A 15207-nucleotide genomic window follows, 5' to 3' on the forward strand; every position below is an offset into this window, starting at 1 on the left:
GGCCCTTGAGGCGGGGGTGGATAATGCCCGTTCCCTGTCAACCTGTCTCCCCGTTCAGCTTGATGTCTGCATTGCCATGGTTTGTCGCACGGCTTGACGGACCCTTGCCAAATTTGGGGCAAAAGCATACTGACGTATCACCCGTCACGGATGTAGCAGCGCTCGGTTACAGTCCGAAATCATTCGAGGTGATCTCCGCTATCTCCCGGTCCCGACGGCGGGCGGTGTCCTAGCTTCTTTGGCATGAATCTCCAGCAGCTCCGCTATGTGGTCGCGACTGCGGAGCACCGCACCATGACCGATGCGGCCAGATCGCTCTATATCGCGCAGCCTGCGCTGTCCCGCGCGATCCGCGATCTCGAGCGGGAGCTCGGCATGACGCTCTTCGCTCGTTCCGGACGCGGGGTGGTCGTCACCGCGCAGGGACGCCGGGTGGTCAAGCTGGCCCAGGAGGCACTCGACGCCGTTCACGAGATCGAGGGCCTGGCCAACCAGGGTACGGTCACCGAGGCGGAGCTCCGCATCGCCGCCACCCCCAGCCTCGAGCCCGGCCTCGCAGGGCGGTTGTTGCCCGCCTACGCGGCCGAGCATCCGGGCGTACGCGTCCACATCGTGCGCTGCGACGGCCGTGACGGCGTCGTCAGCGCCATCCGGGATCAGCGCGCCGACCTGGGTCTCACCGACCTGCCGGTGCCCACCGATCTCATCACCCATCCACTCGAACGCCAGGAGATCGTCCTGATCTCCCCGCCGGGGCTCGAACTTCCCAACCCGGTGCCCATGGGCAAGCTGCACGGCATGCGGCTGGCCCTGCCCGCACGGGGAAGCCTGCGCCGCAGGGAGCTCGACGCGATGTTCGGCAAGTACGCGGTCACCCCGGTGGTCGTGGTCGAGACCGACGAACGCAACGGCTGGCTCAACGCCGTACGCGCCGGGCAGGCCTCCCTGCTGTGGTACCGCGGCATGGCCGAGCAGGCCGCACGCGCGGGCCTGGTGGTGCGTTCGCTCGAACCCGCGGTGCGTCGCGTCATCGCCGTCGTGCACGCCCGCCGCCGGCTCCCGCTCATCGCGCAGGACTTCCTGACGACCGCGGAGAAAGGAACCGCCGCCTGACACACGCATCTGGAACGATCCATTTCCGCCTGACGAGCCACGCCGTCCCGGTGACGCCGCCCGCCCCTGAGGTGACGGCACCACGAGCGCGGGAGCTCCGTCAGCGGACGATCCCCACCCCCCGATGAATCCCGGAACTCCCGGAACCCCCTGCTGATCCCCGCGAGGACGTCATACGCGCATGCTCCGGCGGCATGCGCGGATCCTGATCTGTGCTCAGGTACGCCCTCGGATCGCGGCGCGGGCACGGGCGAGGAAGCGAGCGCCGCCATGGAGGCGGCGCTCGGGACGAGCCCGGCGAGCCGGTCGCGTGCCGCACGCATGACCCGTGCGTAACACGCGGAGCCCCGCGTTGAGAAGGGCCCCGGCCGCTCATGCATGACAACGGGTATGGCTAGCGGGCCGGCGGCAGCGAGACGACCGCCCGCAGCCCCGGTGACGCGTCCTCCAGCCGGACGGTCCCGCCGTGCGCCCGCACGGTCTCCCGGACGATCGCGAGGCCCAGCCCGGCCCCGCCCTCGTCGCGGCTGCGGCCGGAGTCGAGCCGGGTGAACCGGTTGAAGACCCGTTCGCGGTCCTGCTCGGGGATGCCGGGCCCGTCGTCGGTGACGGTCAGCACGCCGTCGCCGCTCAGCGCCACCTCGACCTTGGAGGTGGTGTGGCGTACGGCGTTGTCCATGAGGTTCGTCAGCACCCGGCTCAGGTCGAGGGCGTCGCCGGTCACCACGACCGGCTCGCAGGCGGCCAGCCGGGCCTCGGGATAGCGGTCGATGGTCTGGCGTACGACCTCGCCGAGGTCCACCGGCTCGCGCCGGGCCGGCACGCCGCCGCGCTCGTCCAGCCTGGCCAGCGCCAGCAGGTCCTCGGCCAGCCGGGACAGCCGCAGGGTGTCCTCCAGGACGCCCTCGGCGGTCTCCTGCCAGTGCTGCCCGTCGGGGTGGCCGAGCGCCACCTCCAGCTGCAGCCGGATGCTGGCCAGCGGGCTGCGCAGCTCGTGGGCGGCGTCGGAGACCAGCGCCCGCTGGCGCTGCTCGGCCTCCTCCAGCCGGGCCAGCATGTCGTTGAGCGTGGTGGCCAGCGAGTGCACCTCGTCACGCGACTGCGGCACCGGCAGCCGCCGCGACCGCGCCGTGTGCGTGATCTCCGCGGCGCCCCTGCGCAGCGCGGTGATGGGCCGCAGCGTACGGCCGATCATCAGCCAGCTGGCCACCGCCAGCAGCACGATCAGCGCGGGGGTGCCGACGAACAGCACGCGCCCGGCCGTGGCCAAGCTCGTCTGGATCTCGCCGATCGGCCTGGCCGCCACCACGGTCTGCCCGCGGTCCGCGCTGAGCACGACGACGCGCAGGAACCCGGGCATCGCGTACGGCCGCCCGTCCAGCAGCGCAGCCTGCCCGCTCGCCAGCACCTTGGCCCTGGAGGGCGCGTCGAGCAGCGGGACCAGCCGGTCGGTGCCGTACGTGACGTGCGTGATCCGCCCGCGCGCGTCGATGACCTGCACGATCGTGCCGTCGTTCGTGGTGATCGGGCTGGTCAGCGTGCCCGCGTCGGCCGCCACCCGCACGGCCTGGGCGTGCTGCATGGTCGTGTCGTCGACGGTGGAGATCAGCGCCCGGTCCAGCACGCTGAGCAGCACCGACGCCGAGAGCGCGAGGGCCAGCGCGAGCACCGCCGCGGCCGCCGCCGTGAGCCGGAAACGCAGCCCCTGCCGCCGCCACCAGACCAGCGGCGACTCAGCCACCGTCGCCCGCCAGCCGGTAGCCCGCGCCGCGCACGGTCTGCAGCGCGTTCCTGCCGAACGGGGCGTCGATCTTGCGGCGGAGGTAGCCGACGTAGACCTCGACCACGTTGGGATCGGTGTCGAAGGTGTCCCACACGTGTTCCAGGATCTCCGACTTCGACACCACCTCGTCCCGCCGCCGCATCAGGTACTCCAGCAGCGCGAACTCCCTGGGCGTCAGCTCGATCGCCTGCTGCCCCCGCTCCACCCTGCGCCTGGCCGGGTCCAGCGACAGGTCGCCGGCCAGCAGCACCGACGGCCGCCGCCCGGCGCCGCGCCGCATCAGCGCCCGCAGCCTGGCCACCAGCACCACGTACGAGAACGGCTTGGTCAGGTAGTCGTCGGCCCCCAGGTCGAGCCCGTCGGCCATGTCGTACTCGCCGTCCTTGGCCGAGAGCATCAGGATCGGCACCCAGTTCTCCTCCGCGCGCAGCTGCTTGCACACGTTGTAGCCGGACAGCCTGGGCAGCATGATGTCGAGCACGATGACGTCGTAGTCGCCCTGCCTGGCCGCGTGCAGCCCGTCCTCGCCGTCGTGCGCGAGGTCGACGGCGAACCCCTCTGCCTGCAGCCCGCGCTGGAGCGCGGCGGCCATCCGGCGCTCGTCCTCGACGACAAGTACTCTCATGTGGCGATTCTCCCGTTCCTGCGCTGAGACGACGCTGAGAAGGCTGAGAGCCGTCTCAGACTGTCTCAGGTCCACCACAGGATCCGTGACGCAGGCTCTGAGCATCGACATACCGTTAAGGAGTGAGATGCGAAGAGGCACGTTCGTGAGGTGGGGGGTCCCGGTCGCGGCGGCCGCCGTGATCGGAGCCGCGATCGGCGCCGGCCCCGTCATCGCCGCGGTGAGCGGCGAACCCGTGCTCCCCGAGCGCTCGGCCGAGCAGCTGCTCGCCGACGCCGTGGCGGCCACGCACAAGGAGGGCGGCATCCCGCCCATGTCGGGCACCGTGCAGCAGACGGCCTCGCTCGGCATCCCCGCGCTGCCGGCGACCGGCGGCTCCTCGCCGCTGAGCCTGCTGTCGGGCTCGCACGAGGTCAAGGTCTGGTACGGCGCCGCCGACAAGCTGCGCGTGGCCATGCCGACCCAGCTCAACGAGACCAACCTGGTCATCAACGGCGGCCAGGCGTGGTACTGGGACAGCGCCACCAACACCGCCACCAAGCTGAAGATCAAGGAGGGCGCCCCCGAGCGGCCCGCCACGCCCGTCCCGCAGCAGACCGACCTGACGCCGCAGCAGCTGGCCCAGCGGCTGCTGGACGCGGCCGGCGAGCACACCGCGATCCGGGTGATCAACACGGCGGAGGTGGCCGGTCGCCCGGTCTACCAGCTCGTGCTCTCGCCCAAGGAGGAGGGCTCGCTGGTGCAGGAAGTGCGCATCGCCCTCGACGGCGAGACGTACGTCCCGCTCCAGGTTCAGGTCTACGCCAAGGGCTCGGCAGAGCCTGCGTACCAGGTGGGCTTCACGCAGGTGACGTTCACGCCGCCGGCTGCCGAGAACTTCACCTTCACCCCGCCCGCGGGCGCGAAGGTCGAGGAGCAGGAGATCGGCTTCGAGAACGGCAAGGACCAGCGGGCCGAGCACGCCGAGGACGTCGCGGGCGACGCGAAGGTCGTCGGCGAGGGCTGGGCGACGGTGGCGGTGCTGCCGTTCGACGCCGACACCTTCGCCAAGGACGCCCAGAAGGACGCCGCGAAGGCTTCCGGGAACGAGTCCGGAGACCAGCACGGTCCTGACGGGTTCGGCGCCGACGCCGACCCGCAGGCGCTGATCGACGGCGTGCTGCAGAGCGCCACCCCGGTCAGCGGCACGTGGGGCTCCGGCAAGCTGATCAAGACGAAGCTCGTCACCGCCCTGCTGACCGACGACGGCCGCCTGCTGGTCGGCGCGGTCACCCCGGAGGAGATCACCAAGGCGGCGGGCCTCAAGTGACCGCAGTCATGCACGAAGCGGGGGCGCCCTCCGGGGCGGCCCCGCCCTCCGGGGCGGACGCGGCCATCGTGACCCGGGGGCTCACCAAGCGCTTCAAGGGCGGCCAGGTCGCCGTGGACGCCCTCGACCTGACCGTGCCGCGCGGCTCGGTGTTCGGCTTCCTCGGGCCCAACGGCTCGGGCAAGACCACCACCATCCGCATGCTGCTCGGCCTCGTGGCGCCCACCGCGGGCGCGCACACCGTGCTCGGGATGCCGCCCGTGCAGGCGCTGCCCAGGGTGGGGGCGGTGGTCGAAGGGCCGGCCTTCTACCCGTACCTGTCGGGCGCCGCCAACCTCATGCGCTTCGACGCGGCCGACCCGACCGCGCCGCGCGCCACCGCCCGGCGGCGGGTCGCCGACGCGCTGGACCGGGTCGGGCTGTCGGGCGCCGCCGGCAAGCGCTACCGCAACTACTCGCTCGGCATGCGCCAGCGCCTCGCCATCGCCGCCGCCCTGCTCGGGCCGCGCGAGCTGCTCGTGCTCGACGAGCCCACCAACGGGCTCGACCCGCAGGGCACCCGCGAGGTGCGCGCCCTGGTCAAGGAGATCGCCGCCGACGGCACCACCGTGTTCGTCTCCTCCCATCTGCTGGCCGAGGTCGAGCAGATGTGCACGCACGCGGCGATCATGCGTACCGGGCGGCTGGTGGCGCAGGGCACGATCGCCTCGCTCAGCGCCGGGCTCGCTGTCCGCATCCAGATCGAGACGCCGGACGCGGCGGGGGCCGCGCGGGTGCTCGACCGGCTGGGGCTCACCGACGTGCGGGACGAGGGCGCGCAGGTCACCGCGGAGCTGGGCGGGCACGCGCCGGAGCGGGTCAACGCCGCCCTGGTCGAGGACGGCATCGCCGTACGCGGGCTGGCCGTCGTACGGCCGAGCCTGGAGGACGTGTTCGTGGGACTGACAGGGGAGGGCTTCGATGTCGACGGCTGAGAACGGAGGACCGGCCGGCACCTCCACACTGGGCGGCCGCGCCCGCCGCACCCCCGGCCTGGTCCCGGTGACCGAAACCCTCCGCACCACCGAACGCACCGGGCCGAATGGGGCAGGCGAGGCGTCCGAGGCCGCCGCGGGGACCGGAGCCACCGCGCCCACCGGCACCGCGTCCACCGGCACCGCGCCCACCGGCACCGCGCCGACGGGGTCCGCAGGTGGCGGGGCGTCCACCGGCACCGCGGGGAGGGCCACCGCTGCTACGGGGGCGGCTGGGGCGGGACGCGCCGTCGGGGCGTTCTGGCGGTTGCTGGGGTCTGAGCTGGGGTTGACCTTCAGGCGGCCGCGGAATCTGGTGATCCTGGCCGTGCTGGCTGTCGTGCCGGTGGTCATCGGGGTCACGCTGCGCGCCGTCGGCGGCGATGAAGGCATGGGCGGCATCGTGCAGGATGTCGCCGGGAACAGCCTGATGCTGACGTTCCTGTCGTTCTCGTTCCTGACGCTGCTGCTGATGCCGGTGGCCGTGAGCGTCGTGGCGGGGGACGCGATGGCGGGGGAGGCGGGGGCCGGCACGCTGCGGTACCTGCTGGCCGCGCCCGCGGGGCGGACCAGGCTGCTGGTGGTCAAGTTTCTCAACGCGGCCGTCTACTCCTACGCCGTGACCGCCGTGGTGGCGCTGTCGGCGCTGGTGACGGGGCTGCTGTTGTTCCCGGCGGGGCCGGTGACCCTGCTGTCGGGGACCACCATCAGCATGGCCGAGGGGCTGCTGCGGATCGCGATCTGCGTCGGGTACGTCGGCGCCGGGATGGCCGCGCTGGCCGCGGTCGCGCTGGCGCTGTCGGTGTTCACCGAGGTGTCCATCGGCGCCATCGCCGGCACGATGGTGCTCATCATCGTCTGCCAGGTGCTGCGCGCGATCCCCGAGCTGGACGCGGTCGCGCCCTACCTGCTGCCGACCAGGTTCACCGACTTCGACGCGGTGCTGCGCAGCCCCATCGACGTGGCCGTGCTGCGCGACGGGCTGCTGGCGTTCGGGGCGTACATCCTGCTGTTCGGGTCGATCGCCTGGGCGCGCTTCTCGGGCAAGGACATCACCTCCTGAGTGCGCGCGGCGCTCCGGGAGAGCCTCCCGGAGCGCCGCAGGGTCAGGAGATCAGGCGGACGGGCGGCGGCGCAGGCCGAGGAAGCCGACCACGAGGCCGATCGCGCCGACCACCAGCCCGGCCCCGCCGAGCAGTCGCGCCGTCCCGTCGGACGTCGCGCCGGAGCCCGCCACCGCCGCCACCGACGGCGCGGCGGCGGCCTGAGCGGTGGCGGGGGCGGTGGCGGGGGCGGTGGCGGGAGTGGTGGTGCCGGCCGTGCCGTTCGCAGTGGCGGCGGCGGGCGTCAGCTTGAGCAGCGGCGCCGGGTGCTCGGCCTCGGAGCCGTCCGCCTTCGGCGCCTCCGACCAGTCGACGACCTCACCGTTGGAGTACGTCTGCTTCGTCGGGAACATCAGCGAGTCGACGCCCTCGGGCAGCTTGCCCATGGACACCTCGAACTCCTGGAACTGCCCGGGCTCGACCTTGCCCCCGGACCAGACGACCTTGGTGACGGCCTCGTCCAGCTCGCCGTACTCGGTGGTGACCGGCTTGGGCAGCTTGCCCTCGGTGACCTTGACGTCCCACCCGGGCACCGGCTTGACCGACACGAACGCCAGCGGATGGTCGGTGGGGAAGGACACCTCGATCTTGGTGGTCGAGGCGTTGTCGCGCTCGTTCGGCACCCGGAAGGCGACCTTGGTGAATCCGCCCTGTTCGGCCGAGCCTGGCTGGATGGTGACGTGGGCCAGCGCGGGCAAGGCCAGGCCGGCGGTGAGGGCGGTGGCGGCGGCGAGCACGGTGACGGAACGGCGTACGAAGGACATGCGGGAACTCCACTTGTATCGGGGGGATGAAACAGGGGTGTCAGACGGTCAGGCGGGAAGTGGAGGACCGCGCCTGCCCACGCTGTGCCGGAAGGCGGGGCACAGCGGGATCACCCTGGTGACGACGGGCGGCGCGCACCGCGGCCGCACCGGCGGTGCGGGCGGGACGAGCAGCGTGAACCGGCGGCCGAGCCGGTGCAGCACCGACCAGAGCGCGGCCTCGCCGCGCGCCAGCCACAGCCCCGTGATGACGGTCGCCGTCAGGTGCGTGAGCAGCATGCCGGCGTTGACGGCGAGCCCGCCCTGCGCGTGCCCGTGGACGGACACGTAGGAGGCGCCCTCGCCGGCGAACAGCTCGTGCAGCCCGATCTGCGCCCCGACCAGCGTGAGGTTGATCGTGCCCGCCGAGCGTTCCCTGCCGCACAGCGCCAGCCCCAGCAGGGAGACCCCGGCGAGGCCGAGCGCCGCGGCCCACGGAGCCGGCGCGGAACCGCCGCCGAGCACGTGGGCGAACGCGGCCAGCGCCACGCAGACGGCGGCGAAGGCGGCCGTCCGCGCGATCCTCAACGGGAGTTGCGCACGCATGGGTGTGCTCATGGTCTCACGGGGCAGGCTCTCGTGAGACCTCCGATTCCAAGCTGCCCGATGGCTGGGCCGAAAATGGCATTTGTCGCTAGGGTCGTGCCGACCACGTCGACATAGAGGTGAGAACGTTGCGGCACTTAGCTGGATTGCTCGTCGGTTTAGTGGTGACGGCGGCCGTGCTCGGAGGCGGCGGGTGGGCGGTGCGGCACGCGCTCGACGTGGCGGCGGCGACCACGGCCGACGAGAAGACGATGTGGATCGCCTTGAGCTCGATGGCCGCCGTGGGGCTGGTCGTGGGTCTCGTGACCGCGGGCCGCATCTCGCCGCTCGCGACGTTCGTGCCGTCGATGGTGCTGCTGGCCTGGACGGTCGTGTACGCGCTCGACGTCAACAGGGCGCTCTCCCTCATCCCCACCGGGCAGTCGGTGAACCAGATCGTGCTCGAAGCAGGAGTGGGCGCCAAGACGCTGCTGACCAGCGGCGTGTACGCGCTGCTCGGCGTCGCCCTGTTCATCCCCGTGCTGATGCCGTCCAGATGGTCCAGGCGCCAGGACGATCTGGACGACGACTACGAGACCAGCCCCGAGGGCGGCTACTACTGACCCGCGCCCGTGTAGAGGCGGGTGACGACGTCCTCCAGTGACGACTGGCCGGGCGCGGTGGCCATCAGGTCGTCGAGCGTCCCGTCGAAGGCCAGCCGCCCGTGATCGATGAGCATCACCCGCCGGCACAACCGCTCGATGTCGCCGAGATCGTGCGTGGTCAGCAGCACGGTGGTGCCGCGCTCGGCGTTCAGCCGCAGCAGGAAGTCGCGGATGCCGGCCTTGCTGACCACGTCGAGCCCGATCGTCGGCTCGTCGAGCACCAGCACGTCGGGCGCGTGCAGCAGCGCCGCCGCGAGGTCGCCGCGCATGCGCTGGCCCAGGCTGAGCTGGCGCACCGGCGTGCCCAGGAACGCGCCCAGGTCGAGCGTGTCGGTCAGCTCGGCCAGCCGGGCCCTGAACGCCGTGCGATCTACTTTGTAAAGGTGCCGGATCAGCTCGAAGCTGTCCTTGAGCGGCAGGTCCCACCACAGCGTCGTGCGCTGCCCGAACACCACGCCGATGCGCCGCGCCAGCGTCGTACGCCGCCGCGACGGCTCCAGCCCGGCCACCCGGACCGTGCCCGAGGTGGGGGTGAGGATGCCGCAGAGCATCTTGATCGTGGTGGACTTGCCCGCGCCGTTGGGCCCGAGGTAGCCGACGAACTCGCCGGCCGACACGGTGAACGACAGGTCGCGTACGGCGTGCACGACGTTCCTGCGCACCTTGAACGAGCGCCCGGCCCGATCGAGCTCGATCATCGTCAACTCCCCGTGGATCGGTAGTGGCGGACGCCCTGCCGCCAGCCCAGCGCGGCCAGCAGGGCGAGGGCCAGCGCGGCGGCCGGCCCGATGAAGCGCATGAACTCGGGCGTGCCGAAGGGGTCGGCACGGCCCAGCACGTACAGGCCCGGCTGCCAGTTGACGAACGCCAGCGGCAGCACGTACGTCACGCCCGCCACCAGGTCGCGGGCGTAGATGCTGAGCGGATACTGGTTGAGCTGCTGGCTGCCGTAGGTGAAGGCGTTGACCACCTCGGGCGCGTCGGTCAGCACGAACTGCAGGGCGCCGGCCAGCGTCCACAGCGCCGCGAAGATGACGATGCCGGTGACCACCATGACGGGGATCATCCAGGCCCGCCGCACGTCGACGCCGAGTGCGGCGATCGCGTAGCCGAGCACCAGCGCGGCCTGCAGGATGCGGCCGATCCTGGTGGCGTTGAAGCGGTCGGTGGCCAGTTGCAGCCACGCGCCGACCGGCCTGATCAGGATCGTGTCGAGGGTGCCCGCCTTGATGTGCTGGCTGACCCGGTCGAGGTTGCTGACGAACGTGTCGCAGATCGTGAAGGAGAGGCTCGCGGCGCCGTACAGGAACAGCACCTCGTCGCGGGAGAAGCCGGCGAGGCTGGTGGTGTTGGCGAAGACGACCATCATGACGCCCACGTCGATCGCGGCCGTGACGAAGCCGAGCAGGGTCATCATGGCGAACGAGGCGGGGTAGGCCGCGGCGGCGCGGGTCCACGTCCAGATGAGCAGCAGGTACGTCCTAACCACCCTGGATCACCACCTTGTGGCGGATCGCCCGGGTGCCGAGCGCGCCGAGCCCGAGCAGGACGGCCGCCCAGAACGCCTGGAAGGCCAGCGCCTGCGCGGGGTCGGTCTTGCCGAGATAGAGGTCGGCGGGCACCTGCACCATGGCGGCCCAGGGGAGCGCGGCGGCGATGTCGCCGAGCAGGCCGGGGAAGAGGGGCAGCGGCACCATCATCCCGGAGAAGAAGGTCATCAGGACCATCGACAGCACGGCGACGCCGCGGTCGTCGAGGAGCCAGCAGACCGACAGGGCGAGCAGGTAGCGCCAGGCGAAGCTGGCGACGACGGCGATGGACAGGCCGGCCAGCACCACGGCCCAGCGTCCTGCGTCGGTGGGGACCTTGATGCCGAACAGGGCCGCGCCGAGCAGCATCGGCGGGATGCCGCGGACGAGGAACAGGTAGGAGGCCCTGCCGAGGTCCTCGGCGAGCGACCACAGTTGCAGGGAGGCCGGGCGGACGAGGTCGAGCGCGATGTCGCCGCTGCGGATGCGCTCGGGGATGGCCAGGCCGCCGCCGAAGAGCTGCATAGGTGCGATGAACGCCTGGGTGAGGAAGCAGTAGGTGACGGCGTCGGCCACGTCGTAGCCGGCCAGCCCGGGGCGGGCCTGCCAGAGCGCGATGAGGATGTAGGCGCGCAGGACGCCGAACACGCTGTTGGTGAAGGCGCCGGCGAGTGCGGCCCAGACGTAGGTGGCGTGCTTGCGGAAGCCGTAGCGGACGAGCCGGGCGTAGAGCGGGAAGGTTTGGCACCTCCGGGGGGTGATGGCACGGTGACGGTCCGTGCCTGGACCCGCGCACGGGTCTGCGGTCGGGAAGCACGGAATTATCCGTTGCGGCGGCGTGGGCGCGCAACGCGTTTTCTGTGCCCGGATGCCGGGCCGAAATGTGCCGGTAAGAGATGAGTTACTTACTGGCCGGTAGGAACGCGATCTCCAGGGAAGGACTTCCTTGGAGGGTCACACAATGCGGATCGATACGGACGTGGTTCCCGACTACCCCCTGAGCTGGCAGGCCCGCGCGCTCACCGGCCTGATGTGGGGCACCGTCAAACCGGTCTCCAGCCTGCTCATGCGCCACCCGCTAGCGCTGGCCGGCGCCGCTCGGCTGGGCGAGCTCGGACGGGTCGTGCGGGTGCCGTGCCCCGAGCACGTCGCGCTCGCGCCCGCGGCGTTCTCGGCGTGCGGGGGCGAGTGGGTGCGCGCGGGGGAGGGGCTCGACGAGCGCAAGATGGTCCTCTACTTCCACGGGGGCGGCTATTTCTCGTGCTCGCCGCGTACGCACCGGTCCATCACCTGGCGGCTGTCGGCGGCGGCCGGGCGTCCCGTGCTCGCGCTCGACTACCGCCAGGGGCCGGTGCACAAGCTGGCCGACTCGCTGGCCGACGCCCTCGACGCCTACGACTGCGTGCTGCGCCAGGGGTACGCGCCCGAGGACGTCGTGCTGGCGGGCGACTCGGCGGGCGGTCACCTGACGCTGGCGACGCTGCTGGCGCTGCGCGACGCGGGCCGCCCGCTGCCCGCCGCGGCGATCTGCCTGTCGCCGTGGGCCGACCTGACCGACATCCCGCGCAGGGAGAACCGCTGGCAGGACCCGATGCTGCCGGCCGGCCGGGTGCGCTGGCTGGCCCGCCGGTGGACCTCGGGGCTCGACCCGTGGGACCCGCTGGTCTCGCCGGTGCACGGGGACTTCACGGGGCTGCCGCCGCTGATGATCGTGACGGGGTCGACGGAGGTGCTGCGCGACGAGGCGCACCGGGTGGCCGCGCGGGCGCGGGAGTCCGGGGTGCCCGTGCGGTACGAGGAGTGGCCCAGGATGCCGCACGTCTTCCCGATCCTGGCCGACGTGCTGCCGGAGGCGCGGCAGGCGTTCCGTCACATGGCGCGCTTCCTGAAGGAGGTGGCGACGACGGGTTCCGCCACGGGGGACACGGCGGCGGCCTGATTTTTACCCGTCCTATTTGGGGGCAATGGCATACGCAGGAGAAAGAGAGCAGTGTAAGGTTAGGTATACCTAACTTGCTCAGGGGGACAGCTCATGCCGGATACCAGGGTCGACCATCACCAGGGGATCGTCCAGCGCACCGAGCGCATCTCGCGTCACATGGTGCGCGTCGTGGTGGGGGGCGAAGGGCTGGCGCACTTCTCGACCGACGGGTGCACCGACCACTACGTCAAGCTCGTGTTCCCGTACGAGGACGTCGACTATCCGCGCCCGTTCAGCATGAAGACCTGCCGCGAGACGATGCCGCGCGCGCACTGGCCGCGGCTGCGCACCTACACCGTGCGCGCGTGGGACCCCGACGCGCTTGAGCTCACCCTCGACTTCGTCGTGCACGGCGACGAGGGCCTGGCCGGTCCGTGGGCCGCGCAGGCCGCGCCCGGCGACGAGCTGATCATGCTGGGCCCTGGGGGCGGCTACGCGCCCGACCCCGACGCCGCCTGGCACCTCCTGGTGGGCGACGAGAGCGCGCTGCCGGCCATCGCCGCCGCGCTGGAGGCGCTGCCCGAGGGCGCGCCCGCGCACGTGTTCGTCGAGGTGGACGCCCCCGAGGACGAGCTGAAGCTGGAGACCGCCGCCGACGCCCACATCACCTGGCTCTACCGGGGCGGCCGGCCGGTGGGCGAGCCGCTGGTCGCGGCCGTGCGGGCGCTGGAGTTCCCCGGCGGTGACGTGCACGCGTTCGTGCACGGCGAGGCCGGGTTCGTCAAGGAACTGCGCCGCTTCCTGCGGCTGGAGCGGGGCGTCGGCCTCGACCGGCTGTCGATCTCCGGCTACTGGCGGCTCGGCGTGGACGACGAGGCGTGGCGCGCGGTCAAGAGCGACTGGAACCGGCAGGTCGAGGCCGAGGAGGCGGCGGCCATCGCGTCCTGACCCCCGGGATGCGCTGTGCCACTTCAGACCGCTATGTCACTGCACTTACTCACCTAGAGGGTACGACCGCCTTACCTCCAATACCCCTTATGTAAGACATGCGGAAAGCCCCCGCGGATGCCGCCACAGTGTGCTGTGCCAGGACACCGATCAGGGGAAGGCGGCCCGGATGGCGCGTGGTGCGAGCGGCATGCCTCCCGGCGTGCGACCGCTTACGGTGGGGGACCCGGTCATCATCGGCCGCTACCTGCTACTCGGCCGCCTGGGAACGGGCGGGATGGGGATCGTCTACCTGGCCGAACACCCACAAGGTGGCCTGGTCGCCCTCAAAACCCCGCATCCGGTGCATCTCAACGATGCCACGTTACGCGCCCGCTTCGCAGAGGAAGTCGCTTTCTCCCGCAGATTGCTGCCCTTCTGCACGGCCGCCGTCATCGAGGACGACGCCGAGGGGGAGCGCCCCTACCTCGTCACCGAGTACATCCCCGGCCCCGCGCTCTCCCAGGTCGTCCTGGCAGGCGGGCCGCTGACGCCCGACCTGGCGTACGGCGTCGCGCTCGGCGCCGCCGCCGCGCTGGTGGCCGTGCACGAGGCCGGTCTCGTGCATCGCGACCTCAAGCCGGCGAACGTCCTGCTGTCCCCCGGCGGGCCGCGGGTCATCGACTTCGGCATCGCCCGCGACGTGGACGTCTCCGCCGCGCACACCCAGGCCGGGCAGGTCATGGGCAGCCCAGGATGGGTCGCGCCCGAGCGGCTGACCGGCGGGGCCGCGCTGCCCGCGTCCGACGTCTTCGCCTGGGGCTGCGTGGTGGCCTTCGCCGCCACCGGGCACCACCCGTTCGGCGGCGGCGACGACGACGTGATCACCCGCCGCATCCTCTTTGAGCCGCCCCGCCTCGACGGTGTCCCCGCGCTGCTGCGCCCGGCCGTCGCCGCCGCCCTGGCCAAGGATCCCGCGGCACGCCCCGACTCCGCCGCCCTGCTCCGTGCGCTGCTGGCGTCCGGCGGCGTCGGCGCCCCCTGGGACCTGCGCCAGGCGGTGGCCGAGGTGCTCTCCAAGATCTGGACCCCGCTCCCGCACCGGCTCGGGGACGACCACGCGGAAGGCGGCGGTCCTGCCGCCCTCCCGGACGGGGGCGAGCCGGCCCTGACTCCCGCCGGGGACGGGCTCGCGGGGCCTACGGCCGGGGTGGACCGTTCCCGGCCGGCCAGGCACGGCCGGCGGGCCCGGCAGCGCGCGCACCTCGGTCACGCGGGCTTCGCCGCGCTGGCGACCGTCTCCATCGCGGCGGTCACCGTCATCGCGGCCGCCGGCGGCGACGGCAGGAGCGCCGAGGGCGGCGCGCTGCCGCCCGGCGACCTGCCCGCCGTGGTGCAGACCTCGGGCAGCGCCCACTCCACCATCAGGCCCACCGCGTCGGCCGGGCGCGGGGTGCCGGTCGTGCGCCCGGCGACGACGGCTCCGCCGCCGGGCACGTCCACGGTGATCGTCACGCAGACGATGACGAAGGGCCCGGTCAGAACGCTCATGCCGTCCTCCGGCAGCCCGTTCAGGCAACCCCGCACCCGCACCTTCGGCCCCGGCGGCCGGGACGGCGACGGCGGCAGGGACGGCGGCAGGGGCGGGGGCGGCGACGGCGGCAGCGCCGACGAGCCGCAGACCTGCGCAGGCCCTGGCCGCCGCCCGGTCCCTCGCCGCGCCTGCCCCACTCCGTCGTCCTCGATCAGCACCATCCCTCAGGACGGCCCCGGCGAGCAGGAAAGCCCGTCCCCGACCCCCTCGGAGACCCCGGCGACCAGCACCCCCACCCCGTGACGCCGAAGGGGTGAGGGCCGCGCCGGTGGTGGGGCCGGCGCGGCCCGGTCGCCG

General features: G+C 72.4%; 15 protein-coding genes. 8 read left to right on the forward strand and 7 right to left on the reverse strand.

Features of this window, described 5'->3' with window-relative positions; translation table 11 throughout:
* Window positions 1–243 precede the first annotated feature (243 nt).
* Entirely contained in the window at window positions 244–1113 is an 870-nt protein-coding gene (locus tag AB0K28_RS08725) for a LysR family transcriptional regulator (protein ID WP_364366831.1), read from the forward strand.
* Window positions 1114–1507: 394 nt separating this feature from the next.
* Here AB0K28_RS08725 and AB0K28_RS08730 read toward each other — a convergent pair whose 3' ends face one another.
* Window positions 1508–2854, reverse strand: coding sequence for an ATP-binding protein (locus tag AB0K28_RS08730; RefSeq protein WP_364366833.1), 1347 nt, complete (start codon window positions 2852–2854; stop codon window positions 1508–1510).
* Window positions 2847–3521, reverse strand: a complete 675-nt coding sequence (locus tag AB0K28_RS08735; protein WP_364366836.1) for a response regulator transcription factor — start codon at window positions 3519–3521, stop codon at window positions 2847–2849. The genes AB0K28_RS08730 and AB0K28_RS08735 overlap by 8 nt, the downstream gene beginning before the upstream one ends.
* A gap of 145 nt (window positions 3522–3666) precedes the next feature.
* Between AB0K28_RS08735 and AB0K28_RS08740 the strand changes: the two genes are divergently transcribed.
* Genes AB0K28_RS08740 through AB0K28_RS08750 form a run of 3 tightly spaced genes read left to right on the forward strand, consistent with a single transcriptional unit; the run spans window position 3667 to window position 6906 of the window.
* Window positions 3667–4830: a DUF2092 domain-containing protein gene (locus tag AB0K28_RS08740; protein ID WP_364366839.1), complete on the forward strand. Its 1164-nt coding sequence runs from the start codon at window positions 3667–3669 to the stop codon at window positions 4828–4830.
* A complete protein-coding gene (locus AB0K28_RS08745; protein ID WP_364366841.1) occupies window positions 4827–5804 on the forward strand; it encodes an ABC transporter ATP-binding protein in 978 nt (325 codons plus the stop codon). The genes AB0K28_RS08740 and AB0K28_RS08745 overlap by 4 nt, the downstream gene beginning before the upstream one ends.
* Window positions 5791–6906 carry an ABC transporter permease subunit gene (locus tag AB0K28_RS08750; protein ID WP_364366844.1) on the forward strand — a complete coding sequence of 372 codons (1116 nt, stop codon included), beginning with the start codon at window positions 5791–5793 and terminating at the stop codon, window positions 6904–6906. The genes AB0K28_RS08745 and AB0K28_RS08750 overlap by 14 nt, the downstream gene beginning before the upstream one ends.
* 51 nt (window positions 6907–6957) lie before the next feature.
* On the opposite strand, the gene AB0K28_RS08755 is transcribed toward AB0K28_RS08750, so the two are convergent.
* The gene (locus tag AB0K28_RS08755; protein WP_364366847.1) at window positions 6958–7710 is read right to left on the reverse strand and encodes a YcnI family protein; all 753 of its coding nucleotides are present in this window, start codon (window positions 7708–7710) and stop codon (window positions 6958–6960) included.
* A 48-nt stretch (window positions 7711–7758) separates the two neighbouring features.
* The gene (locus tag AB0K28_RS08760) at window positions 7759–8295 is read right to left on the reverse strand and encodes an MFS transporter (protein WP_345402385.1); all 537 of its coding nucleotides are present in this window, start codon (window positions 8293–8295) and stop codon (window positions 7759–7761) included.
* Between the two features lie 119 nt (window positions 8296–8414).
* On the opposite strand from AB0K28_RS08760, the gene AB0K28_RS08765 reads away from it, so the two are divergent.
* Window positions 8415–8897, forward strand: coding sequence for a hypothetical protein (locus tag AB0K28_RS08765; protein ID WP_364366850.1), 483 nt, complete (start codon window positions 8415–8417; stop codon window positions 8895–8897).
* Here the strand turns inward: AB0K28_RS08765 and AB0K28_RS08770 are convergent.
* Genes AB0K28_RS08770 through AB0K28_RS08780 form a run of 3 tightly spaced genes read right to left on the reverse strand, consistent with a single transcriptional unit; the run spans window position 8891 to window position 11116 of the window.
* Complete coding sequence (locus tag AB0K28_RS08770) at window positions 8891–9637, reverse strand: ATP-binding cassette domain-containing protein (protein WP_364366853.1); 747 nt, start codon at window positions 9635–9637, stop codon at window positions 8891–8893. The two genes, AB0K28_RS08765 and AB0K28_RS08770, sit on opposite strands and share 7 nt — an antisense overlap.
* A gap of 2 nt (window positions 9638–9639) precedes the next feature.
* Entirely contained in the window at window positions 9640–10428 is a 789-nt protein-coding gene (locus AB0K28_RS08775; protein WP_364366856.1) for an ABC-2 family transporter protein, read from the reverse strand.
* Entirely contained in the window at window positions 10421–11116 is a 696-nt protein-coding gene (locus AB0K28_RS08780; protein WP_364366859.1) for an ABC-2 family transporter protein, read from the reverse strand. The genes AB0K28_RS08775 and AB0K28_RS08780 overlap by 8 nt, the downstream gene beginning before the upstream one ends.
* Window positions 11117–11429: 313 nt before the next feature.
* Between AB0K28_RS08780 and AB0K28_RS08785 the strand changes: the two genes are divergently transcribed.
* The 3 genes from AB0K28_RS08785 (at window position 11430) to AB0K28_RS08795 (ending at window position 15153) form a co-directional block, all read left to right on the forward strand.
* Window positions 11430–12407, forward strand: coding sequence for an alpha/beta hydrolase (locus AB0K28_RS08785; RefSeq protein ID WP_364366862.1), 978 nt, complete (start codon window positions 11430–11432; stop codon window positions 12405–12407).
* 93 nt (window positions 12408–12500) lie between these two features.
* Window positions 12501–13337 (forward strand): siderophore-interacting protein, encoded by an 837-nt coding sequence (locus tag AB0K28_RS08790; protein ID WP_364366865.1) that lies wholly within the window; start codon window positions 12501–12503, stop codon window positions 13335–13337.
* A 202-nt stretch (window positions 13338–13539) separates the two neighbouring features.
* Window positions 13540–15153 (forward strand): protein kinase, encoded by a 1614-nt coding sequence (locus tag AB0K28_RS08795; RefSeq protein ID WP_364366868.1) that lies wholly within the window; start codon window positions 13540–13542, stop codon window positions 15151–15153.
* The last annotated feature ends 54 nt before the right edge of the window (window positions 15154–15207 follow it).

Source organism: Nonomuraea sp. NPDC049504 (assembly GCF_040676845.1).
GTDB lineage: Bacteria > Actinomycetota > Actinomycetes > Streptosporangiales > Streptosporangiaceae > Nonomuraea > Nonomuraea salmonea.